We start from the raw sequence: 23,474 nt of genomic DNA, 5'->3' as shown, positions 1-23,474 counted from the left end.
TGTAACTCCGGCCCAACGGCGCCGGACGTATCCGCGAGCGACGTTACCCCAGCGTCGGGTCGGCTGAGAAAACAGGTCCACCCCATACCACCGCACGAAACCGCCTTCCGACCGGGGCCGTGACGGCCCCGGCGTCAGAGCCGGGAGCAGGCCGCAGCGACGCGTTCGTCGGTGGCCGTGAGCGCGATGCGCACGTGCTGGGCGCCTGCAGCGCCGTAGAACGAACCCGGCGCGACGAGGATGCCGCGGTCGGCGAGCTCGGACACCGTTGTCCAGCAGTCCTCCTCGCGCGTGGCCCAGAGGTAGAGGCCCGCCTCGGAGTGGTCGACACGCAGGCCCGCCCGGGTGACCGCGGCAAGCAGCTGCTCGCGCCGTCGGGCGTATGCCGCACGCGTCGTCCGCACGTGGGTGTCGTCGCGCAGGGCGACCGCCATGGCGTGCTGGACGGGTGTGGGCATGATCATGCCGGCGTGCTTGCGCACCTCGAGGATCGCGCCGACGAGGGCGGGGTCGCCGGCGACGAACGCGGCGCGGTAGCCGGCGAGGTTGGACTGCTTGGACAGCGAGTAGACGGCCAGCAGTCCCTCGTGGGACCCCCCACAGACGTCGGGGTGCAGGATGCTCGGCGTCGCGGTGCCGACCTGACCCTCGCGCCAGTCGAGCTCGGCGTAGCACTCGTCGCTGGCCACCGCGACGCCGTGCTGACGCGCCCACGCGACCACCTTGCGCAGGTGCGGGACGCCCAGCACCTGTCCGTTGGGGTTGCCGGGGCTGTTGAGCCACAAGAGCTTCGGTGTCGTGGACGCGGTGAGCGGCCCCAGGCTCGTCAGCGACTGCGCGACCACGCTCGTCGCACCGGCGATGCGGGCGCCGATGTCGTAGGTCGGGTAGGCGACGGCCGGGATGCCGACGACGTCACCTGCGCCCAGACCGAGCAGGGTGGGCAGCCAGGCGACGAGCTCCTTGCTGCCGATGGTGGGCAGGACCGCGTCGGCGGTCAGGCCCGGGACGCCGCGCCGCCGCTCGAACCACTCGCAGATCGCGGCCCGCAGGTCGGCGGTGCCCACGGTCAGCGGATAGCCCGGGGCGTCGGCCGCCTCGGCCAGCGCCCGGCGTACGACCTCGGGGGTGGGGTCGACCGGGGTGCCGACCGACAGGTCAACCATGCCCTCCGGATGCGCGACCGCTCGCGCCTTGTACGGCGCGAGCGAGTCCCACGGGAAGTCCGGAAGGTCGAGCCCCCTGAGGGACGCGCCGGGCACGGTCACTCGTCGTGTTCCTGCGGCGGCAGCGCCTCGATGAGCGGGTGGTCCTTGTCGATGACGCCGAGCTTGGCGGCGCCGCCGGGGCTGCCGAGGTCGTTGAAGAACTCGACGTTGGCGTTGTAGTAGTCGGCCCACTGCTCGGGGACGTCGTCCTCGTAGTAGATCGCCTCGACGGGGCAGACCGGCTCGCAGGCACCGCAGTCGACGCACTCGTCGGGGTGGATGTAGAGCGACCGCTTGCCCTCGTAGATGCAGTCGACCGGACACTCCTCGATGCAGGCACGGTCCTTGAGATCGACGCAAGGCTGGGCGATGACATAGGTCATGGGGAGCGGACCTCCTGCTGTGGAGCGTTCGGGAGCGGATGCTGCACCGCCTAGTATGCCGGACATGAATGGCGAGCCCACGCACGGCCCCACGGATGAGACCGACCCGGAGACGACGTCCTCGGAGGACACCGCGAGGGGCCCGGAGGTGGCTCCGCTCTCCCCCACCGCCGCGGCCGACACGACCGGCCACCGGCTCACCGCGGGCCTGACCATCGGCAGCAGGGTCGTCGTGCGCTACCGGCTCGCCGAGGGCGCCGAGGCCGCCGCCACCGACGTCGTCGGCGAGCTCGTCGCCCGCAACGACGACTTCCTCGTCGTGGACACGAAGACCGAGCGGGTGAAGCTGATCCGCGCCGACGTCGTCGCCGCCAAGGACGTGCCGCCGCCCGCCAGCCGTCCCGGTCGGGCGCACGAGCGCGTCTCGGCCGACGACCTCGAGAAGGTCATGGCCAAGGGCTGGCAGGCCCTCGACCGCGGGGGTGTCGGCGAGTGGGTGCTGCGCGCCTCGGAGGGCTTCACCGGGCGGGCCAACTCGGCGCTCGTCGTGGGCGACCCCAGCCTGCCGATCGACAAGGCGATCGACTACGTCGAGAAGTGGTACGCCGAGCGCGACCGCCCCCCGATCTTCCAGGTCCACGGAGAGCGCGGGTTCGTGGTGGACGAGATCCCTGCTGCCGCGGCGCTGCTCGAGCGGGGCTACGCCGTCGGTGGAGGTCGCGACGACTGGCAGCGGGTGCTTGTCATGACGGGCCTGTCCGCCTCCGTGCCGCCCCTCACCGAGGAGTCGGCGCCGGTCACGGCCGACGCGGAGCTCAAGCTCGACTGGCTCATGAGCTACGGCGAGCAGCGCACGATCGTGCCGGGCGCCACCGAGGCGGTCCTCACGGGCAGCGACGGACAGCTCTTCCTCTCGGTGACCGACCCCGAGAGCGGGCGCATCATCGCCTTGGCGCGCATGGCGATCCACCCGGGGTGGGCCGGCGTCTTCGGCCTCTGGGTGCATCCGGACCACCGCCGCCAGGGCCTGGCGACGACGGTCGTCTCGGCGATCGCCATGGTCGCCCGCGAGAACAACATGCCCGCGATGTACCTGCAGGTCTCGTCCGACAACGCCGACGGGGTCGCGTTCTGGGAGGGGCTGGGCTTCGGCGTGCACCACGAGTACACCTACCTCGCCCGCCCGACCGCCTGAGCCGCTCGCGGCGCCCACCAGGGTCGGCGACCCACTGCCGCCTCACCCCGTGTCACGGCGGAGTGGCGGCCGGGTTCGTGCAGATGATGTGGTCCTCGGGCACGTAGTGGGTGCTGACCGGCTCGCTCCTGACGAGGGTGCTCGACCCGGGTCGGTACCACTGTCGGGTCACCGTGACGTCGAAGCCGGGATTCGGCTGCTGCGGGTAGCACTTCAGGCTGCCGGTGCGAATCGTCTTGGGGGGCACGACGTCTCGTCTCGGCCCCTTGACCGACCTGACGTCCCACGTCTTCGTGCTCCACACGCGACCGTGGACGAAGCCGCCCTCGACCCACGTCTGCAGGAGGATGCCGTAGGGGGTGTCGTTCTTCCACTTGTTGTCGATCGTCGGCCAGTAGACGGTGGCCTCGCGGCCCTCGGGGTAGCGCGGGATGAAGAAGGCGTGGGGACTGAACTCGAGGAAGTCGACACCGGCGAAGTAGGCCATGTTGTAGACGACCGTGGAGACCTGGCTGATGCCGCCTCCGGTGCCGCGGGTCAGCCGGCCGTCGATGATGACGGTGCCGTCGGCGTACCCCTTGTCCTCGGTGCGTTCGCCGAGGATCGCGTTGAGGCTGAAGGTGCCCCCGGGCGGGACGTAGGTGCCGTTGATGCGCTTCGTGGCGACGACGAGGTTGTTGGTGCGCGTCGTGTCGTTCGTCGGGAAGGGCGAGCGGAAGTCGACGACGAGGCTCGTGACGCCGGCCGTCTGGGCGTCCTGGGTCGTGAAGGGCGGCCGGGCGACCGTCGCTCGTACGTCGACCGTCCGGTCGGCTCCCGAGATGGCCGCGACGACCCGCTTGGCGACGGCGTCCTCGTCGACGGTCAGCCCGTCGACCGAGGGCACGAGGCGCGGCTTGCCGTTGTCGGGCTCGAAGACCCAGCGTGCGTTGCTCGCCGTCCGGGTCGTCACCGTCACCTTGCCGGCGACGAGGCGGGCGAGGCCGGGCTCGTCGAAGCGTGGGGTCAGGCCGCCCGCCCCGTCGGGTACCACCGAGACCATCGGGGCGTACTCGGCCGGGGAGAGGAGCACGCGGGTCGCGCCGGACACGAGCGTGAGCGGGCGCGACATGGCGGTGCTGCCGAACTGCGAGCCGACCTGCTGGACCACGTCGGCGCTCACCGCGGGGGACGTCTGACGCACCGACGCCGTGGCCCGCGTCGAGTCGGGGAAGGCCTGGCGCAGGGCGTACTTCGTCGCGACCACGTCGAGGCTGCGACCGGGCACCGGCATGTCGACCGAGACGGATCCGCCGGGGAACGTCACCTGCCCCTCCACGGGGGCGACGGCCACTCCGGGCGCGAGCCGGTCGAGGTAGGCGGTGAGTGCCTCGTCGTCCGCGCTCGTGAGGAGCGGGGCCCGGACCGACCCCGTGAGCTTGTCCCACACGACCCGCGGGTCGAGCGTGAAGCCGGTGAGTCCCACGAGGGAGCGGTCCGCGTCGATCGTGAGGCCCGCGTCGCGCGGCACGACCTGCAGCGGATCGGCTCGGCCCGGCACGCTGAGCGCGATGGGTGTCGTGAGCAGGGAGCGAGAGGCCTTGTCGATGGCCGCTCGCGCGGACTCGGGTGTCATCCCGCCGATGCGGATCCCGCCCACCGACGCCGAGGCGGGGACGTGCTGCGAGGACCACGCGCAGAGGCCCGCATAGCCGCCACCGAGGACGACCGCCGCGACGAGCAGGCGCAGCACGGTCGAGCGCCGCTCGCGGCGCGTGTCGTCGGACCAGTCGTCGGCCATGGTTCTCCGGGCAGGGGACATCGAGTGGCACGAAGGTAACCCCAGCCGTGTCCGAATTCAGCGAAGTACCGCGAGGTGTCGGCCCCGTGACGAGATCGTTGCCGGCGCGACGCCTGCGGCCCCACGCGCGCCGTCGCCCGGGACGCGCCAGGAGGGCGTATGCCGTCCGCTCGCGTCGGTCAGACGAGCAGGCCCGCCTCGCCGGGGTCGACGGGCCCGCCGACCGTCTCCCACGTGAGGGGGTCGACGCGCCGGAAGCCCTCGCGCGCGGTCGTCCGCACGGCCACGAGGTTGGAGAGGGCGTGCACGTCCTCGCTCGCGACGATGACCTGGGTCGCGTGCTCGCGCAGGGCGTCGCTCTGGACGGCGCGCGCGGCCTCGTCGACCACGGCGTGGGTGACGCGGTCGTCGTCGACGACCGACGGCGGGAAAGGGTCGTCGGGACCCGGGACCACGAGCCGCGGCGGCACCGGCGCACCCGGCCCGAGGTCCTGTCGGGCCCACCACGTGGCCGTGTCGAGCAGGGCCGGGTCGGCGGCGGCCAGCCACGCGCGGTCCTCGCCGGCCCAGCCGGCCGGCGTGAGGATCTCGTAGACGCGCCCTGGCCGGTCGACCGGGTCGAGCAGCGCGAGCGCGCTGCGGGTGACGCGGTGCGTCTGGACGTGGTCGGGGTGGCCGTAGCCGCCGTGCTCGTCGTAGGTCACGACGACGTCGGGCCGCAGCTCGCGCACGACGTCGGCGACGAGGCCACCGGCCTGCTCGAGGTCGGCCGCCGCGAACGCCTCGGGGCGGGCCGCGGCCGGCGAGCCGGCCATGCCGGAGTCGCGGTAGAGCGACAGCCGGCCGGAGGACTCGTCGGCGCCGAGCACGTGCAGCACGGCCCCGATGCGGTCGAGTGCCCGCGTCAGCTCGCCGTGACGGTAGGGTCCGAGCCGGTCGTCCGGGTCGCCCTCGAGGTGAGCCAGACCCGGTGGGATGACCTCACCCTCCTCCCCCAGCGTGCAGGTCAGCACGTGCACCTCGTCGCCGCGGGCGACGTGGTGGGCCATCGCGATGCCGCACGTCAGGGTCTCGTCGTCGGGGTGGGCGTGGACGAAGAGCAGTCGGCTCACGGGAGTCCTCTCGGTGCGTCAGCGCACGGACACGGTGGCGAGGTCGACGATGCCGCCGACGCTGTGGTCCTCGTAGGTCTTGACGCCGGCACCGTGCAGGTAGAGGGCCTTCGTCGCCGACAGCGCGATGTAGCCGCCCTCGTCGCGGATGACCCGGTCGGCCTTCTCCCACACCGTCGCGCGTGCCCTGGGGTTGGGGGTCGCGACGGCCTTGTCGATGAGCGCGTTCACGGCGTCGCTGCTGAAGTAGCCGACGTCCTGCCCGGGACCCGACGAGTCGATGTTGATGCGCGGGTCGAAGAGCGCCGGCAGCACCCCGCCGGCCGACGGCCAGTCGGGCGTCCACACCCCGCGGAAGACGTCGTAGGAGTCGACCGAGGTCGGCTTCTCGATGGTCTCGTAGTACTCCTCCGGCGGCACACCCGTGAGCTCGACCTTGAAGCCTGCACGCTCCCACCCGGCCGCCAGGGCGGCGTACGCCTTGTCGCCGAGCACCGACCGCGCGTAGACGACCCGCAGGGGGACGGGCAGCTTCACGCCGGCCTGCTCGAGCAGCTTCCGGGCTCCCTCGGGGTCACCCTCGACGCCGAGACCCGGTGGCGGGGTCACGGACTCGGGGTCGACCGTCGGCGACAGGACCGACCACGTCGGGGTGCCCGCGCCCTCGCCGCCGGTCGCGGTCACGTAGGTCGCGCGGTTCGTCGACAGCGACAGGGCCTTGCGCACGGCCGGGTTGGACATCACCTTGCTGCGCATGTTGACGGCGAGGTAGTCGACGTTGCCGGTGTAGGGGAAGGTGAGGCGGGCCTGCAGGTCGGTGCCCGCCTGGTTGCGCAGGGTCGGGCTCGCCTGGACCCACGACACGGCATACGCGTCGTCGTCCTGCTGATTGAGCAGCCGCTGGATGACCGTCGACTCCCCCAGCCCCGACGTCACGTGGATCTCGTCGGGGTAGGCCTGCCGGATCGGGTCGGAGCGCGGGTCCCAGTGCTCGTTGCGCACGAAGGTGCCGCCCTTGCCGACGACCCACGGCTCCTTGAGGCGGTAGGGCCCGCTGGACATGACGGCGAACGACGCCTTGTCGCTCTTGGTGTCGGCCGAGGCCTTGCGGGGTGCGAACTCGGGCAGCGCCACGATGTGCGCGAAGTCGGGCTCGGCGTCGCGCAGCCGGAAGGTGATGGTGCGGCCCTTGCACGAGACGGCCCGGTCGAAGTCGGCCTGGTGACCCTTGTCGGTGGGCCCGGCGTAGACGGGCTTCTCGAGCCCCTCCGGCGTCACCTTGGTCGGCATGTCAAGCAGGTAGCTGGCGTAGTTCGTGCCGCCGACGTGGGTGCGGCGGTCGAAGGTGCGGGCCACGCCGTGGCGCACGTCGTCGCAGGTGATCGGCGAGCCGTCCTGCCAGGTCAGTCCCTCGCGCAGCGTGAACGCCCACGTGCGGGCACCGTCGCTCGGCCGGCCCGTGTCGGTCGCGAGGTCGGCCTCGACGTCGCGCTGGTGCTCACCGGTGCCGTATGCCGTCAGGCCGCGGGCGAACGTGCGCTGGGCGAAGAACGCCTCGGGCCCGACGTACATCAGCTGCGGGTCCCACGTCGAGACGGTGCCCGACACGAGGACCTGCAGCGTGCCGCCGGGCTGGGGCTGCCCCGTCGCAGCCGGCGGGGCACTGCCCAACGCCCCCTGCGTGCTCGTCGGGTCGCTCGACCCGCTGCACGCCGCGGCTCCCGCCGCGAGGACTGCAGCACCGGCTGCGGCGGCCAGCGACCGCCTCAGCCCACGCACCACGACGCGCCCACCCACAGGCACGGGTCGGTCAGCCCTCGGCCTTCGCCGCCGAACGCGCACGGGACGCGGTTCGGGCGCGCTCGCCGGCGTCGAGGACGACCTTGCGGATGCGGACGGACTCGGGCGTCACCTCGACGCACTCGTCCTCGCGGCAGAACTCGAGGCACTGCTCGAGGCTGAGCTTGCGGGGCGGGACGATCTTCTCGAAGTTGTCCGAGGAGGAGGCGCGCACGTTGGTGAGCTTCTTCTCCTTGGTGATGTTGACGTCCATGTCGTCGGCGCGGGAGTTCTCGCCGACGATCATGCCCTCGTAGACCTCGGTCGTCGGGTCGACGAAGAGCGTGCCGCGCTCCTGGAGGTTGACCATCGCGTAGGACGTCACGACGCCCTTGCGGTCGGACACCAGCGAGCCGCTCGTGCGGGTCGTGATGGCGCCGAACCACGGCTCGTAGTCCTCGAAGACGTGGTGGGCGATGCCCGTGCCGCGCGTCTCCGTGAGGAACTCGGTGCGGAAGCCGATGAGGCCACGGCTGGGCACGAGGAACTCCATGCGGATCCAGCCCGTGCCGTGGTTGGTCATCTGCTCCATGCGCCCCTTGCGGGCGGCCATGATCTGCGTGATCGCGCCGAGGAACTCCTCGGGGGTGTCGATCGTGAGGCGCTCGACGGGCTCGTGGATCTTGCCGTCGACCTCGCGCGTGACGACCTGCGGCTTGCCCACGGTCAGCTCGTAGCCCTCGCGACGCATCTGCTCGACGAGGATGGCGAGCGCGAGCTCACCACGGCCCTGGACCTCCCAGGCGTCGGGACGCTCGGTGTTGAGGATGCGCAGCGACACGTTGCCGATGAGCTCCTTGTCGAGGCGGTCCTTGACCATGCGGGCCGTGACCTTCGAGCCGCGGACCTGGCCGACCATCGGGCTCGTGTTGGTGCCGATCGTCATCGAGATGGCGGGCTCGTCGACGGTGATGAGCGGCAGCGGGACCGGGTTCTCGGGGTCGGCGAGCGTCTCGCCGATCGTGATCTCGGGGATGCCCGCGACGGCGATGATGTCACCGGGGCCGGCCTCCTCCGCGGGCTTGCGCTCGAGGGCCTCGGTCATGAGCAGCTCGGTGATCTTGACGCGCTGCTGCGAGCCGTCATGACGGCACCACATGACCTGCTGCCCCTTCCTGATCGTGCCGTTGAAGACACGGAGCAGGGCGAGACGGCCGAGGAAGTTGGAGGCGTCGAGGTTGGTGACGTGCGCCTGGAGCGGGGCCTCGTCGTCGTAGGTCGGCGCGGGGATCGTCTCGAGGATCGTCTCGAAGAGGGCCTCGAGGTCGTCGCCCTCCGGGAGGCCGCCGTCGTCGGGACGCTCGAGCGAGGCGCGGCCGGCCTTGGCCGACGCGTAGACGATCGGGAAGTCGATCTGCTCCTCGGTGGCGTCGAGGTCGAGGAAGAGCTCGTAGGCCTCGTCGACGACCTCGGCGATGCGCGAGTCGGGACGGTCGACCTTGTTGATGCAGAGGATGACCGGCATCTTCGCGGCCAGCGCCTTGCGCAGCACGAAGCGGGTCTGGGGCAGCGGGCCCTCGGACGCGTCGACGAGGAGGACGACGCCGTCGACCATCGACAGGCCGCGCTCGACCTCACCGCCGAAGTCGGCGTGGCCGGGGGTGTCGATGATGTTGATGGTGACGCCGTCGGAGAGGCCACGGTCGGAGGCCGCCTTGCCCGTGTAGTGCACCGCGGTGTTCTTCGCGAGGATCGTGATGCCCTTCTCGCGCTCGAGGTCACCGGAGTCCATCGCGCGCTCGTCGACGTGCTGGTGCTCGCCGAACGCGCCGGACTGCCAGAGCATCTTGTCGACGAGGGTGGTCTTGCCGTGGTCGACGTGGGCGACGATGGCGACGTTGCGGATGTCCGCGCGGGTCTTCATGGGCATGAGGAACAGTCTCTCAGGGTTTCGAGGGTGGTTCGGACCACGGCGTCGTGGGTGGTTCTCGTGTGGTTCAGGAGGCGGTTCGCCCGGCTCAGGTGGCGGCCGCCCGGTGGAGCACCGCCTCGAGACGCTCGACGATGGGCAGGTCTGCAGGGAGCCACCCCACTGCCCGCAGGTCGCCCAGCTCGAGCCAGCGCAGCTCGTCGTGGTCCTCGAGCGGCTCGGGCGTGCCCTCGACGACCTCGGCGAGCCACACCAGCATCTCGTACCGGTCGCCCAGCGGCCACGTGGTGCCCGGCCTCGGCCCCGGCACATGGGCGCCGAGGCGCACCCGGACCCCGAGCTCCTCGAGGAGCTCGCGGTGCAGGGCCGACAACGGGGACTCACCCTCGTCGACCTTGCCGCCGGGCAGCTCCCAGCCGCCGGCGAGCGCGGAGGGCTCCGTGCGGCGGGCCGACAGCAGGCGGGTCGGGCGCTCCAGGTCGTCGACGACGGCGGCCCCGACGACGAGGCGAACCGGGTGCTGGACGGGGTCAGGGCTGCTCATGGCGCCACCGATGGTGCCACAGCCGGGTGTCCACGACGACCGGACGAGCACGACGAGGCGTTTACTGGACTGCATGACACGACGGCTCACCGACGAGGAGATCGAGCGCCAGCTGGGCGACCTGCCCGACTGGACGCGCGACGACGACACGATCCGGGCGTCCTTCGAGGCACCGGACTTCCTGACCGGCATCGCGCTCGTGCGGGAGGTCGCGGCCGCGGCGGAGACGATGGACCACCATCCCGACATCGACATCCGCTGGCGCACGGTCGCCTTCGCACTGTCGACGCACTCCGAGGGAGGCCTCACCCAGCTCGACGTCGAGCTCGCGCACCAGATCAGCCAGGAGGCGACGCGCCGCGGCGCCGTCGCGACCGGCTGACCCGCTGAGCAGCTGACGTGCGGCGGGGGGACCCGGCGCGTCCCTAACTTAGGATTGCCTCATGCGATCCCACTCACGCTCCGACTCGCGTGCCGAGTCCCGGGAGGGCCATAGTCCCTGGCCGGACCCGATCCGGCCGCCCCAGACCCACCACCCGCTCAGCCGGGTGGTGATCGCATGAGCACCGCCCTGGGCATCGGCCTGGGCATCCTGCTGATCCTCGCCCTGACCGCGGCGACCGGCTACTTCGTGGCCCAGGAGTTCGCCTACGTCGCCGTCGACCGCAACGCCCTCAAGCAGCTCGCGGCCGAGGGCGACGCCCCCGCCGAACGCGCCCTGCAGGTCACCTCGCGGCTGTCGTTCACCCTCTCGGCCGCGCAGTTCGGGATCACCGTGACCGCACTGCTCGTCGGCTACGTCTCCGAACCCCTCGTGGGCGCCGGCATCGCCGAGCTGCTCGACCCGTCGATGTCGTATGCCGCCCGCCTCAGCCTCTCGGTCACCGCCGTCCTCGTCTTCTCGACCGTCGTGCAGATGGTCTTCGGCGAGCTCGCGCCCAAGAACCTCGCCATCGCACGGACGGTGCCGCTCGCCCGCGCCCTCAGCCGGTCGACGCTGATCTACCTCAGCGTGGCCGGCCCGGTCGTACGGCTCTTCGACCGTGCGTCCACGACCCTGCTGCGCAAGGTCGGCATCGAGCCCGTCGAGGAGCTCGAGCAGGGCGCCACGGCCGAGGACCTCACCCGGATCATCGACGAGTCGCACGCGGGCGGCCTGCTCGACGACGACCTGTCCGACGTGCTCGAGGGTGGCCTGCGCTTCCGAGAGCTCGACGCAGGCGACGTCATGACACCGCGCGTGCGGGTCACGACGATCCACGCCGACGCCCCGGTCTCGGCCCTCGTCGACCTGCTCGACAGCGGCTGGTCGCGCTTCCCGGTCACCGGCCACGACGGCGACGACATCGTCGGGGTCGCGGGGATCGCCGAGGTGCTGTCGGTCGAGCCCGACCGTCGTGCGACGACGACCGTCGGCTCCGTCGTGTCCGACCCGACCGTCGTGCCCACGAGCGCTCCCCTGCCCCGCGTGCTCGAGCAGATCCGTGCCGACCACCGGCAGCTGGCCGTGGTCGTCGACGAGCACGGGGGCTTCGCCGGCATCGTCACCTTCGAGGACATCGCCGAAGAGGTCGTCGGCGAGATCCTCGACGAGGACGACAGCCCGGAACCCGGCGTCGTCGAGGCGGGCACCGACACGTGGGTGGTCCCGGGCCACCTGCGCCTCGACGAGCTCGACACCGCCACCGAGCTGCGGCTGGCGAGCAGCGACGGGTACTCCACCATCAGCGGACTCATCCTCGAGGACCTCGGCCGCACGGCCGTCGTCGGTGACGAGGTGCAGGTCGAGGCCCGCCGCGAGGTCGTGCCGGAACGCCACGCCGCCGACCCCGACGAGTCGGACGGTGCCGGCGACCCTCGCGACGTCGCCGACCTCGCCGACCTCGCCGACCTCGCCGACCCCACCGACCCCGGAGCGGCGACGGTCGGCTCTCCGGCCGACGGCGGCGACCACGAGCCCGAGCCCGAGCGCCGGCACCTGACGGTCTCGGTCCGCCTGACCGTCGAGGCGGTCGAGCGACACGTCCCCTCGTCGGTGCGCGTCGAGGTGCTCGACCTCATGTCGGACCTCGAGGCACTCGACTCCGGCCGTACCTTCGCCGACGAGGGCGACGCGGGCGACGCGGGCGACGCGGGCGACGATGCGACGGACCGCTCGGCCGACGCGCGGACGGAGGCCGGCCGATGACGACCGCCCTGCTCGTCTCCCTCCTGCTCCTCGTCCTCAACGCGTTCTTCGTCGCGGCGGAGTTCGCCCTCGTGGCCAGCAAGCGCCACCGGCTCGAGGACCTCGCCGAGCGCGGCAGCGTCGCGGCTCGGGCCGCGGTGCGCGGCAGCCGCGAGCTGTCGCTCATGCTCGCCGGCGCGCAGCTCGGCATCACGCTGTGCACCCTGGGGCTCGGCTCGCTCGCCAAGCCGGCCGTGGCGGAGCTGCTCACCCCGGTCTTCACCTTCGTGCGCGTGCCGGAGGCGGCGGCCTACGTCGTGTCGGTCGTGCTGGCCGTCGGCATCGTCGTCTTCCTCCACATGGTCGTCGGCGAGATGGCCCCCAAGTCGTGGGCAATCGCCCACCCCGAGCGGTCCGCCGTGCTGCTGGCGCTGCCGTTCCGCGGCTTCGCCTTCGTCATGCGCCCGGCGCTCAGCCTGCTCAACGCGATGGCCAACGGGTGCCTGCGGCTCGTCGGCGTGACGCCGCAGGACGAGCTCGGCCAGGTCCACGGCCCCAAGGAGCTGCAGCTGCTCATCGCGAGCTCGAAGGACCACGGCATGCTCGCGGAGCCCGAGCACCGTGTCCTCGCCGGCGCCATCGACCTCGACACCACGCCGGTGAGCGACGTCCTCGTCCCCATCGACGAGGCCGTCGGCGTCGCGACCACGGCGACCTGCGCCGAGGCCGAGGCGGTCTCGCGCGACACCGGCCGGTCGAGACTCGTCGTCCGGGAGGGCGACACGCCCGTGGGCATCGCCCATGTGCGGGACATCGTCCGCGCCGCCCCGGGGGCGCCCGTCACCACCGTCACGGCGCCGGCGGTCCACGTCGACGCCGGACTCTCGCTGCTCGACACCGTGTCGGCCATGCGGGCCCGCCACGTCCAGCTCGTCCTCGTCGACGGGCCCACCGCCCCGGTCGGCCTCGTGACGATGGAGGACCTGCTCGAGCGCGTCCTCGGGCAGTTCGACGACGAGACGGACGCGTAGCGCGCGGCCGGCGAGCGCCCGCCCCACGCGTACGACCCCGTCCCGGACGGCCCACGCTGGGTGCTCGCTGGGAGCCCCCTCCGAGCCCGCTCGGAGGGGCCTCCACCACGCGCGAGGGGATATGCGGCCTTTCGGGCCCGCAGGGGCCGGCCGTTCGTCGCCCCGGCTGGGGCGAACCCCGGGGTGCGGGCGATCTTCCGGTCGCGCGGCACAGGTCGCCGGAAGATCTCCACCGCGTCACGATTTCGCCAAGTCGGTTGCTGACCGTGTAAACCCGCTGAATGATGAAGCCGCGCGGTCGTGGGGGCGGTAGGTTGCGGCTGCTACCCAGCATGTTGGAGGGCCGACCCGGTCTCCGGCACCGATCACGACCCGGAGGTGACGGCATCCATGAGCACTCCCCTTGACCTCGAGCCCGGCGCGACCTCGGCGGAGCCCGAGTCCGTCCTGCAGGGCGAGGGACACATCGAGGGGCGGTCGCTCGGTCAGATCGCCTGGTCGCGGCTCAAGCGCGACAAGGTCGCCCTCGCCGGTGGCTTCTTCGTCATCTACCTCATCGTCGTCGCGATCGCGGCCCCGCTGGTCGTCGGCCTGCTCGGCCACCCGCCGAACGAGTTCCACCAGGAGCTCATCGACCCCAACACCCAGATCCCGATCGGCCCCTACGGCGGCATGTCCTGGGACTTCCTCTACGGCCTCGAGCCGGTCAACGGCCGCGACATCTTCAGCCGCGTCATCTACGGCTCCCAGGTCTCCCTGCTCATCGCGTTCCTCGCGACGCTGCTCTCGGTGGTCATCGGCACGATCCTCGGCGTCGTCGCCGGCTTCTTCGGCGGCACCATCGACACGCTGATCAGCCGCACGATGGACGTCTTCCTCGCGTTCCCGCTGCTCGTCTTCGCCCTGGCCCTCGCCGGCGTCGTGCCCGACCAGGCGTTCGGCCTCAAGGGCGACGCCCTACGCATCTCCGTCATCGTCTTCATCATCGGCTTCTTCAACTGGCCCTACATCGGGCGCATCGTGCGCGGCCAGACGCTGTCCCTGCGCGAGCGCGAGTTCGTCGACGCGGCACGCAGCCTCGGGGCGCGCACGCCCTACATCCTCTTCAAGGAGCTGCTGCCCAACCTCCTGGCGCCGATCCTCGTCTACGCGACCCTGCTCATCCCGAGCAACATCCTCTTCGAGGCAGGCCTGTCGTTCCTCGGTGTCGGCGTGCAGCCCCCCACCGCCACGTGGGGCGGCATGCTCTCCGACGCCGCCCAGTGGTACCAGATCGACCCCTGGTTCATGCTCTGGCCCGGCCTCGCCATCTTCGTGACGGTGCTGGCCTTCAACCTCTTCGGGGACGGCCTGCGTGACGCCCTCGATCCGCGGTCTCGGTAACCCACCGCAGCCCGCATCCCGCAACACGAAGGAGCGCATCCACTCATGAAGAACACACGCGTGATGGTGGTCGCAACCGCGGCCGCCCTCGCCTTGGGTCTGTCCGCGTGCGCGGGCAGCACGACGCCGGGCTCGACGCCCAGCGGTACGGCCGGAGGTGGCTCGGGAGCGGCACCGACAGCGAACGCTGCCCTGACCGCGGTCTTCAACCCGTCCGACAAGAAGGGCGGAACGCTTCGCTTCGGCATCTCGAGCGACTGGGACTCCGTCGACCCCGGTGACACGTACTACGGCCTGTCGTGGGACTTCCTGCGCAACTACGCCCGTCAGCTCGTGTCGTTCAAGTCGGCGCCGGGCAAGGAAGGGGCGCAGCTCGTGCCCGACCTCGCCACCACGCTCGGCAAGGCGAGCGACGGCAACAAGACGTGGACGTACACCCTCAAGGACGGCCTGAAGTACGAGGACGGCTCGCCCATCACGACCAAGGACATCAAGTACGCCGTCGCGCGACAGCTCGACAAGGGCACGTTCCCCAACGGCCCGACGTACTTCAACGACTTCCTCGCCGACGTCCCCGAGGGCTACTCGGTCTACAAGGACAAGAACCTCGACAACCTCAAGTCGATCGAGACGCCCGACGACAAGACGATCGTCTTCCACCTCAGCAAGCCGTTCGCCGGCTTCGACTACTTCGCCCAGCTGTCCTCCACGTCCCCCGTGCCGCAGGCCAAGGACACCGGCACGAAGTACAAGGAACACGTCATCTCGAGCGGCCCCTACAAGTTCTCGGTCTACCAGACGGGCAAGCGCCTCGAGCTCGTCCGCAACGACCAGTACGACCCCGCAACCGACAAGGACACGGGCCGCAAGGCACTCCCGGACAAGCTCACCGTCGAGATCGGCGTCAACGCCGCCGACCTCGACAACCGCCTCATGGCCGGTGACCTCGACATCGACCTCGCCGGGACCGGCGTGCAGGCCGCCGCGCAGGGCAAGATCCTCGCCGACCCGGCCCTGAAGGCCCACACCGACAACCCGACGACCGCGCGTGCGAACTACGCCCAGATCAACAGCGACGTCGCGCCGTTCGACAACATCGACTGCCGCAAGGCCGTCATCTTCGCCGCTGACAAGACGGGCTACCAGCGCGCCTACGGCGGCGACATCGGCGGCACCATCGCCACGGGGCTGCTGCCCCCGATCATCCCGGGCTTCCAGGAGATGGACCTCTACAACTCCAAGGCCAAGCCGACCGGAGACATCGACTCCGCCAAGGCCGCGCTCACCAAGTGCGGTCAGCCGAACGGTTTCGAGACCAACATCTCCTACCGCCCGGAGCGCCCGAAGGAGAAGGCCGCTGCCGAGTCGATGCAGCAGTCGCTCGCCAAGATCGGCGTCAAGCTGACGCTCAAGCCCTACCCGGCCGGTGACTACTTCAAGCTCTACGCCGGCAAGCCGGACTTCGCCAAGGCCAACAAGCTCGGCCTCATGGTGATGAGCTGGGGTGCTGACTGGCCCGACGGCTTCGGCTTCCTGCAGCAGATCGTCGACAGCCGCGTCATCCGCCCCGCGGGCAACACCAACCTCGGCATCAAGATCCCCGAGGTCGACGCGCTCATGGACCAGGCGCTCAACGAGTCCGACACGACCAAGCGTGAGGCGATCTGGGGCCAGATCGACAAGATCGTCATGGAGCAGGCCCAGGTGATCCCCGGCGTCTGGCCCAAGTCGCTGCTCTTCCGCCCCGACACGATCGCCAACGTGTTCGTCAACGACGGCTACTCCTACTACGACTACGCCTCGACGGGCGTCGCCAACCCGTGACCCAACGGGCCCGTCCGCGGGCCTTACGGTTCGAACCTTTTCATCGAAAGTAGGTGAAGGCGTGACGCGGCGACGGGTAGCCATGAGCTGCTCGTCGTCGCGTCCGGCCACCACATCGTGCTGACGTACCTGATCCGCCGGCTCTTCGCCGCCGTCCTGCTGCTCTTCATCGTGAGCGCGGTCGTCTTCGTGATCTTCTTCCTCGTCCCCCGCATCGGCGGTGCGACAGCGGACGACCTCGCGTCGCGCTACGTCGGCAAGAGCGCCGGCGAGGCGCAGATCCACGCGCAGGCCATCAAGCTCGGCTTCACCGACCCGATCTGGGTGCAGTACGGCCGCTTCGTCAAGGGCGTCCTCACGGGATCCGACTACGACACCGGCGCCGGCATCGACCACTGCCCGGCCCCGTGCCTCGGCTACTCCTACATCACGCAGAACCCGGTGCTGCCCGACATCCTCGACCGCCTCCCCGTCACCGGGATCCTCGCGGCGGGCGCCGCGTTCCTGTGGCTCGTCGGCGGCGTCGGCACCGGCGTCATCTCCGCGCTCAAGCGCGGCAGCGTGCTCGACCGCGGCTTCATGGGCATCGCCCTCGCCGGCGTGTCCCTCCCGATCTTCTTCACCGGACTGCTCTCGCTGACGATCTTCAGCTACGGCCTCAAATGGACGTATGCCGGCGGCGCGAGTCCGATGGACGCCACTGGTCCGCTCGACCTCGTCCATCGCATGCTGCTGCCCTGGATCACGCTCGCGTTCCTCTACGCGGCCTCCTACGCCCGCCTGACCCGCGCCGGCATGCTGGAGACGATGAACGAGGACTACATCCGCACGGCCCGCGCCAAGGGGCTGAGGGAGCACGACGTCGTCGTCAGGCACGGGCTGCGCTCGGCACTGACGCCGATCCTCACGATCTTCGGTCTCGACCTCGGCCTGCTGCTCGGTGGCGCGGTGCTGACCGAGACGACGTTCTCGCTCCAGGGCATCGGCTACTACGCCGTCCAGGCGATCACCAACAACGACCTTCCGAAGGTGCTCGGTGTGACACTCTTCGGCGCCGTGTTCGTCATCTTCGCGAGCCTCATCGTCGACCTCCTCTACGCCGTCCTCGACCCCAGGGTGCGCACCTCATGAGCCAGTCCACCAACGAGACCACCAGTCGCGCGGACGACCGCACGCGCCGCCGCGACAAGGGCGCCACGGCAGTCAACACCCTCGACGGCATCGGGGGCATGGGCGCACCGGCCGCCGACGCGTTCCTGTCGGTGCGCGACCTCCGCGTCCACTTCCCCACCGACGACGGCGTCGTGAAGTCCGTCGACGGCCTCTCGTTCGACGTGGCCCGCGGCAAGACGCTCGGCATCGTCGGTGAGTCCGGCTCGGGCAAGAGCGTCACGAGCATGTCGATCATGGGCCTGCACAAACCCGGCACGGTCCGCATGACCGGCTCGATCAAGCTGGACGAGACCGAGCTCATCGGCGCCAAGCCCGAGCGCGTGCGCGAGCTGCGCGGCAAGCGCATGGCGATGATCTTCCAGGACCCGCTCTCGGCGATGCACCCGTTCTACACGGTCGGCCACCAGATCATCGAGGCCTACCGGATCCACAACAAGGTCAGCACGTCGGTCGCGAAGAAGCACGCGATCGACATGCTCGGACGCGTGGGCATCCCCCAGCCGTCGAGCCGGGTCGACGACTACCCGCACCAGTTCTCCGGAGGGATGCGCCAGCGCGCCATGATCGCGATGGCCCTGTCGTGCGACCCCGACCTGCTCATCGCCGACGAGCCCACGACCGCGCTCGACGTGACGGTGCAGGCCCAGATCCTCGACCTCATCCGTGACCTCCAGTCGGAGTTCAACTCGGCCGTCATCCTCATCACCCACGACCTCGGGGTCGTGGCCGAGCTCTCCGACGACATCATGGTGATGTATGCCGGTCGCTCGGTCGAGTACGCCACGGCCGACGAGGTCTTCACCCGGCCCCAGCACCCCTACACGTGGGGGCTGCTCAGCTCGATGCCGCGCCTCGACCGCGTGCGCACGGAGCGTCTGCGCCCGATCAAGGGCGCCCCGCCCAGCCTCATCAACGTGCCGTCGGGCTGCCCGTTCCACCCGCGGTGCGCGTACGCCGACCGCACGGGCGGGCTGAGCCAGTCCGAGCGGCCGCCGTTCGCCGAGACGTACCCGGGCCACTACTCCGCGTGCCACCTCACCCGCGAGGAGCGGACCACCATCTGGGAGAACGACATCAGGCCGACGCTGTGATGCCTGCACCGTCCGTCCACGCCCGGTCCGGTCGCGCACGACGCGACCTCAGCACAGGAGCCCCATCGTGACCACCACCCACGTCAAGCCGACCGCGTCGAAGCAGGCGGGCGAGTCGCTCCTGCAGGTCACCGACCTGACGAAGCACTTCCCGATCACGCGCGGCCTCCTGCAGCGCCAGGTCGGCGCGGTCCAGGCCGTCGACGGCCTGACGTTCAACGTCGTGCGCGGCGAGACGCTCTCGCTCGTGGGCGAGTCCGGCTGCGGCAAGACGACGACCGGTCGCATGCTGACGCGTCTGCTCGAGCCGACGAACGGCACGATCCTGCTCGAGGGCGAGGACATCACCCACTGGTCGGCCCGCAAGATGCGGCCGCTGCGTCGCGACGTGCAGATGATCTTCCAGGACCCCTACGGGTCGCTGAACCCGCGGCACACCGTCGGCACCATCGTCGGGGCGCCCTACCGCCTGCAGGGCATCAAGACCGAGCACGGCATCAAGCGCGAGGTCCAGGACCTCCTCGAGCTCGTCGGCCTCAACCCCGAGCACTACAACCGCTACCCCCACGAGTTCTCGGGCGGCCAGCGCCAGCGCATCGGCATCGCGCGCTCGCTCGCGCTCAAGCCCAAGCTCATCGTCGCCGACGAGCCCGTGTCGGCCCTCGACGTCTCGATCCAGGCCCAGGTCATCAACCTCCTCGAGGACCTCCAGGACGAGCTGGGCCTGACGTACGTCGTCATCGCGCACGACCTGTCGGTCGTGCGGCACATGTCCGACCGGGTCGCGGTCATGTACCTCGGCAAGCTCGTCGAGATCGCCGAGCGCGACGAGCTCTACACGCGGCCGATGCACCCGTACACGACCGCGCTGCTCTCGGCCGTGCCGATCCCCGACACGCAACGGCGCACGAAGCGCGAGCGCATCCGCCTCGAGGGCGACGTCCCGAGCCCGGTCAACCCGCCGCCGGCCTGCCGCTTCCACACGCGCTGCTGGAAGGCGCAGGAGATCTGCAAGACCCAGGAGCCGCCGCTCGTCGAGCTCGCGCCCCTGCACCACGTCGCCTGCCACTTCCCCGAGAACACCGACGTTCCGGCGCCGGCCCAGACGGGCGCCCCGCTCGGAGACGTCGTCCCGGACGATGCACCCGTCGCCGATGCCACCGGCGCTCCGGTCACGCCCGACCGTGACGCCTCGGGTGACGGCGAGGGTCCGCGCGCCTGACCCTCGGGAAGCAATGCGCCGGCACGGTGGTTGAGCGGTGCATGAAGGTCGAGATCTGGTCTGACGTCGCCTGCCCCTGGTGCTACATCGGCAAGCGCCGCTTCGAGAGGGCGCTGGGCTCGTTCGCGCACCGGGACGACGTCGAGGTGCACTGGCGCAGCTACCAGCTCGACCCGACCCTGCCTGACCACCACGACGGCACGGAGCTCGACTACCTCGTCGACCGCAAGGGGATGTCGCGCAGCCAGGTGAGCCAGATGTTCGAGCAGGTGACCGCCATCGCCGCCGACGAGGGCCTGGACTACGACTTCGGGTCCGTGGTCGTCGCCAACAGCTTCGCCGCGCACGAGCTCCTCCACCTCGCGAAGGCCCACGGCGTCGGCGACGGCGTCAAGGAGGCGTTGCTGTCGGCACACTTCGAGCACGGCGAGGACATCGGCGACCGGGAGGTCCTCGTGCGCATCGGCACCGAGGCCGGGCTCGCCCCCGACGAGGTGCGCCGAGATCTCGAGACCCACACCTGGCGGGATGCTGTCGTCGGCGACATCACCGCCGCGAACTCCCTCGGCATCAGGGGCGTTCCGTTCTTCGTGCTCGACGACAAGTACGGGGTGTCAGGCGCGCAGCCCACCGAGCTCTTCGCCCGGGCCCTGGATCAGGCGTGGCAGGAGTCGCACCCGCTCGTCATGCTCCAGCCCGTCACGAGCGGGGTCGCGGTCGGTGCGACCGACGCGGTCGCCTGCGGGCCGGACGGCTGCTGAGCGCAGGCCGGAGCCTCCACGTCACGCCGGTGTGGCCCGCATGGCGGCGACGAAGGGTGCCACCGGGCTGAGCCGGAGCACCTCGTCGAGCCGGCGCGTCACGGTCGTGGCCCCTTCGAGCTGCACGCGCCCGGAGCGGAGCGCCGCGGTCAGGGGCAGACGGCCGAGCCACACGGCATACAACGACGCGACGTCGCTGCTGATCGTCACGTCCACCGGGAAGCCGGGGTCGGTCATGCACACGGACGGCGTGCCGTGCTCGACGAGGATCCAGAAGCGGCGCGCGTCGTCGGCGAAGCGCAGGTGCAGCACGTGCCGGTCGCCGGCGAGCACCGAGGTGTCGACGCGGCTGTGCATCCACCAGACGAGCAGCTGGGCGTCGAGCTCCTCCGGCATGGGGTCACCGAACACCCAGTCGGCGCCCCACTGCGCCAGCCCGAAGACCACGGGCTCGAGGGCTCGCCCCGAGGCTGTCAGCACGTAGCGGGTGCCCGCCCGCTCGACGACGCCGCAGCGCTCGAGGTGGCGCAGCCGTTTCGACAGGAGTGTGCGCGACAGCCCGGGCAGGCCGCGCGCCAGGTCGTTGAACCGCGTCGTGCCGGTCAGCATGTCGCGCAGGATGAGCAGCGACCAGCGCTCCCCCACGATGTCGAGCGTGCGCGAGATCGGGCAGTACTGGCCCGCCCCGGATCATGTCGTCCCATGCCCCACCTCCGGGTCGGAGGACGCGGCCCGTCCTGCCACGACCCCGTCCAGTATCGGTCCTCGACGTGCACCGCGTCAGTCCACTTCGTGTACTGGAGACGGCCCCGGTGGCGGCGGACTCTGGATGGCAGACGGCCCGGGGGGGTCGCCGGGCCGCGACGCGGCCCGCCACCGATGGAGGGAACGAGCATGACCACACACACCAGGACGCTGGAGGCCGCCGCTGCCGACGCCGCGCTCAAGGCCCGGCACGCCGCCATGTGGGCCCTCGGCGACTACCCGGCCGTGGCCCGGGAGGTGATCCCGGGGCTCGGCCGCGTCCTCGTCGACGCCTGCCGCGTCACGAGCGGCCAGGACGTCCTCGACGTCGCAGCGGGCACCGGAAACGCCGCGATCCCAGCGGCCCGGACCGGGGCGCGCGTCGTCGCGAACGACCTCGCCCGCGAGCTGCTCGACGTCGGCCGCCGGCTCGCCGCCGACGCCGGGGTCGAGATCGCCTGGGAGCAGGGCGATGCCGAGGCCCTCGCCTACGCCGACGGCTCCTTCGACGTCGTCCTGTCCTGCGTCGGGGTCATGTTCGCACCGCACCACCAGATGGCTGCGGACGAGCTCGTACGGGTGGTGCGACCGGGCGGGACCGTGGGGCTCGTCAGCTGGACGCCCGCAGGCTTCATCGGCCGGATGTTCGCGGCGATGAAGCCGTATGCCGCCCCGCCGCCTCCCGGCGGGCAGCCGCCTCCGCTCTGGGGCGACGAGGCGCACGTGCGAGAGCTGCTCGGAGACCGCGTCGAGGGGCTGGTGGCCGAGAAGCGTTCCCTTCCGGTGCCTTTCACGCGGCCCGAGGACTTCCGGGCCTTCTTCAAGCGGACCTATGGTCCGACGATCGTCACCTACCGGGGCATCGCCGACGACCCCGACAAGGTCGCGGCGCTCGACGAGGCCCTGCTCGACCTGGCCCGCGACCACCTGGACGCGGACGGGCACATGGGGTGGGAGTACCTCCTCGTCACCGCCCGCCGCACCACGTCCTGAAGCAGCACGCGTCCAGGACGGCCGCACCGTGGTCGACGGCAGCACGATGGAGCCGACCTCGACGTCGACGACGCCGTTCGGCCTCACGCCGCGCTGACGGCTCCGTCGGCGGGCGGGTGTCAGCGGGCCGCCGTCCCGGGCATCCGTTCACGCCGTGCCATGGCCCTCCAGAGGACCAGCGAGGCCACGAGCGTGGCAGCGAAGCCGGCCAGCAGCAGCCAGGTCAGGGGGCGGTCGGCGTACAGGTCGGCGCGCGCCCGCACGGCGCCGACGAGGATGAGCGTCAGCATCACGACCTCGACCTCGACCATGAGCCGCAGGCGCACCCACCTGCTGTCACGGAGCACGACGAGACCGGCGCTGCCGAGGCAGAAGACCGCACCGACGACACGACACGTGAGCGGTGTCAGCAGCCACGGCCAGACCGGGATGACCAGGCTCGGGAACGCGAACATCAGGAGGCCCTGGGCGAGCGCCAGCCCACCGCCGGCCGCGACGACGACACGCGCTCCCGGCCTGAGGCGCAGCTCGTCGGGGCGAGGCGTCGCGGCGACCTGCGTGTTGGCCACCCACGCCGCGAGCACGAGGAACGGGGCGACGAGGTAGAGCGTGGCCCACAGCCAGAAGGCGACGTGGCCGTGGTTGAAGCGGTCCCAGTGGATGACCGTGGCGACGCCGAGCAGGGTCGCGAAGAGGGTGACGGACAGCAGTCCGGCGCCGACGCGGGCCCACCGCCGCTCGCGTGTGACCCGGACGAAGAACCACGCGCCACCGAGGTAGGCCGACGCGAGCACCATCGGCGTCAGCGTCGGCCGGATGGTCCAGGCGAAGAGCCGCCCGGTGTCGGCGGGGAACCCGTAGAGGATGACGAACGCCGTGACGAGGATGGGCACGAGCACGAAGGCCAGCACCCGCGTGGCCGGCAGCACGCGGTCGTCACGCCGTGACGTCGAGGGCAGGGATGCGGGGTCGGCGCGCGCCACGGCCACTCACGTCCTCGACCGGCCGACCACGTCGAACGGCCTGGGCCCGTGCGTCCGTGCTCTCATCCGGCCTCCTCGACCAGGAGCGCCCCCGCGCGCCGGCGTCCGGATTCGACTGACACCGTGCGACTCTCGCTTCAGAATAGGAGCGAGGGACGGCGTGCGTGAGGA

At 71.1% G+C, this 23,474-nt stretch carries 20 protein-coding genes; 11 read left to right on the top strand and 9 right to left on the bottom strand.

Annotated elements, in window-relative coordinates; genetic code table 11:
- Nucleotides 1-134: 134 nt before the first annotated feature.
- Both dapC and fdxA read right to left on the bottom strand, forming a co-directional pair.
- Nucleotides 135-1,262, bottom strand: coding sequence for a succinyldiaminopimelate transaminase (gene dapC, locus ASG96_RS07985; RefSeq protein WP_235509107.1), 1,128 nt, complete (start codon nucleotides 1,260-1,262; stop codon nucleotides 135-137).
- Between the two features lie 2 nt (nucleotides 1,263-1,264).
- Nucleotides 1,265-1,591 carry a ferredoxin gene (gene fdxA, locus ASG96_RS07980; protein WP_020143133.1) on the bottom strand — a complete coding sequence of 109 codons (327 nt, stop codon included), beginning with the start codon at nucleotides 1,589-1,591 and terminating at the stop codon, nucleotides 1,265-1,267.
- 64 nt (nucleotides 1,592-1,655) lie between these two features.
- Between fdxA and ASG96_RS07975 the strand changes: the two genes are divergently transcribed.
- Nucleotides 1,656-2,786: a GNAT family N-acetyltransferase gene (locus tag ASG96_RS07975; protein ID WP_235506403.1), complete on the top strand. Its 1,131-nt coding sequence runs from the start codon at nucleotides 1,656-1,658 to the stop codon at nucleotides 2,784-2,786.
- A 52-nt stretch (nucleotides 2,787-2,838) separates the two neighbouring features.
- Here ASG96_RS07975 and ASG96_RS07970 read toward each other — a convergent pair whose 3' ends face one another.
- From ASG96_RS07970 to ASG96_RS07950, 5 genes are all read right to left on the bottom strand, one after another.
- Nucleotides 2,839-4,566 (bottom strand): VanW family protein, encoded by a 1,728-nt coding sequence (locus tag ASG96_RS07970; protein WP_057587677.1) that lies wholly within the window; start codon nucleotides 4,564-4,566, stop codon nucleotides 2,839-2,841.
- A 179-nt stretch (nucleotides 4,567-4,745) separates the two neighbouring features.
- The gene (mshB, locus tag ASG96_RS07965) at nucleotides 4,746-5,678 is read right to left on the bottom strand and encodes an N-acetyl-1-D-myo-inositol-2-amino-2-deoxy-alpha-D-glucopyranoside deacetylase (RefSeq protein WP_057587676.1); all 933 of its coding nucleotides are present in this window, start codon (nucleotides 5,676-5,678) and stop codon (nucleotides 4,746-4,748) included.
- A gap of 18 nt (nucleotides 5,679-5,696) precedes the next feature.
- On the bottom strand, nucleotides 5,697-7,457 hold the full coding sequence (locus ASG96_RS07960) for an ABC transporter substrate-binding protein (protein ID WP_235509106.1): 1,761 nt from the start codon (nucleotides 7,455-7,457) through the stop codon (nucleotides 5,697-5,699).
- Between the two features lie 31 nt (nucleotides 7,458-7,488).
- Entirely contained in the window at nucleotides 7,489-9,387 is a 1,899-nt protein-coding gene (gene typA / locus ASG96_RS07955; RefSeq protein WP_056753010.1) for a translational GTPase TypA, read from the bottom strand.
- An 88-nt stretch (nucleotides 9,388-9,475) separates the two neighbouring features.
- Entirely contained in the window at nucleotides 9,476-9,931 is a 456-nt protein-coding gene (locus ASG96_RS07950; protein WP_056754559.1) for a (deoxy)nucleoside triphosphate pyrophosphohydrolase, read from the bottom strand.
- 73 nt (nucleotides 9,932-10,004) lie between these two features.
- On the opposite strand from ASG96_RS07950, the gene ASG96_RS07945 reads away from it, so the two are divergent.
- The 9 genes from ASG96_RS07945 to ASG96_RS07905 all read left to right on the top strand — a co-directional run bounded on the left by ASG96_RS07945 (nucleotide 10,005) and on the right by ASG96_RS07905 (nucleotide 20,583).
- Nucleotides 10,005-10,313 carry a 4a-hydroxytetrahydrobiopterin dehydratase gene (locus ASG96_RS07945; RefSeq protein ID WP_056753007.1) on the top strand — a complete coding sequence of 103 codons (309 nt, stop codon included), beginning with the start codon at nucleotides 10,005-10,007 and terminating at the stop codon, nucleotides 10,311-10,313.
- Between the two features lie 177 nt (nucleotides 10,314-10,490).
- A complete protein-coding gene (locus ASG96_RS07940; protein ID WP_057587674.1) occupies nucleotides 10,491-12,119 on the top strand; it encodes a hemolysin family protein in 1,629 nt (542 codons plus the stop codon).
- Nucleotides 12,116-13,129, top strand: coding sequence for a hemolysin family protein (locus tag ASG96_RS07935; protein WP_056753002.1), 1,014 nt, complete (start codon nucleotides 12,116-12,118; stop codon nucleotides 13,127-13,129). The genes ASG96_RS07940 and ASG96_RS07935 overlap by 4 nt, the downstream gene beginning before the upstream one ends.
- 390 nt (nucleotides 13,130-13,519) lie before the next feature.
- On the top strand, nucleotides 13,520-14,512 hold the full coding sequence (locus ASG96_RS07930; RefSeq protein WP_056752999.1) for an ABC transporter permease: 993 nt from the start codon (nucleotides 13,520-13,522) through the stop codon (nucleotides 14,510-14,512).
- A 45-nt stretch (nucleotides 14,513-14,557) separates the two neighbouring features.
- Nucleotides 14,558-16,336: an ABC transporter substrate-binding protein gene (locus tag ASG96_RS07925; RefSeq protein ID WP_057587673.1), complete on the top strand. Its 1,779-nt coding sequence runs from the start codon at nucleotides 14,558-14,560 to the stop codon at nucleotides 16,334-16,336.
- Nucleotides 16,337-16,453: 117 nt separating this feature from the next.
- Nucleotides 16,454-17,467 carry an ABC transporter permease gene (locus tag ASG96_RS07920; RefSeq protein WP_056752994.1) on the top strand — a complete coding sequence of 338 codons (1,014 nt, stop codon included), beginning with the start codon at nucleotides 16,454-16,456 and terminating at the stop codon, nucleotides 17,465-17,467.
- Nucleotides 17,464-18,600: an ABC transporter ATP-binding protein gene (locus ASG96_RS07915; protein WP_157610742.1), complete on the top strand. Its 1,137-nt coding sequence runs from the start codon at nucleotides 17,464-17,466 to the stop codon at nucleotides 18,598-18,600. Before ASG96_RS07920 ends, ASG96_RS07915 begins: the two co-directional genes overlap by 4 nt.
- Nucleotides 18,601-18,667: 67 nt before the next feature.
- A complete protein-coding gene (locus ASG96_RS07910; RefSeq protein ID WP_057587672.1) occupies nucleotides 18,668-19,822 on the top strand; it encodes an ABC transporter ATP-binding protein in 1,155 nt (384 codons plus the stop codon).
- 41 nt (nucleotides 19,823-19,863) lie between these two features.
- Nucleotides 19,864-20,583: a DsbA family protein gene (locus ASG96_RS07905; RefSeq protein ID WP_057587671.1), complete on the top strand. Its 720-nt coding sequence runs from the start codon at nucleotides 19,864-19,866 to the stop codon at nucleotides 20,581-20,583.
- A gap of 21 nt (nucleotides 20,584-20,604) precedes the next feature.
- On the opposite strand, the gene ASG96_RS07900 is transcribed toward ASG96_RS07905, so the two are convergent.
- Nucleotides 20,605-21,228: a winged helix-turn-helix transcriptional regulator gene (locus ASG96_RS07900; RefSeq protein WP_235509105.1), complete on the bottom strand. Its 624-nt coding sequence runs from the start codon at nucleotides 21,226-21,228 to the stop codon at nucleotides 20,605-20,607.
- A 249-nt stretch (nucleotides 21,229-21,477) separates the two neighbouring features.
- On the opposite strand from ASG96_RS07900, the gene ASG96_RS07895 reads away from it, so the two are divergent.
- Nucleotides 21,478-22,320: a class I SAM-dependent methyltransferase gene (locus ASG96_RS07895; RefSeq protein ID WP_057587669.1), complete on the top strand. Its 843-nt coding sequence runs from the start codon at nucleotides 21,478-21,480 to the stop codon at nucleotides 22,318-22,320.
- Between the two features lie 119 nt (nucleotides 22,321-22,439).
- Here the strand turns inward: ASG96_RS07895 and ASG96_RS07890 are convergent, their stop codons facing one another.
- Nucleotides 22,440-23,303, bottom strand: coding sequence for a hypothetical protein (locus tag ASG96_RS07890; protein WP_057588359.1), 864 nt, complete (start codon nucleotides 23,301-23,303; stop codon nucleotides 22,440-22,442).
- Nucleotides 23,304-23,474 lie beyond the last annotated feature (171 nt).

Origin of the sequence: Terrabacter sp. Soil810 (assembly GCF_001429645.1) — a bacterium.
Taxonomy (GTDB): Bacteria; Actinomycetota; Actinomycetes; order Actinomycetales; family Dermatophilaceae; genus Terrabacter.
This window is presented reverse-complemented; position numbering and strand designations above follow the sequence as displayed.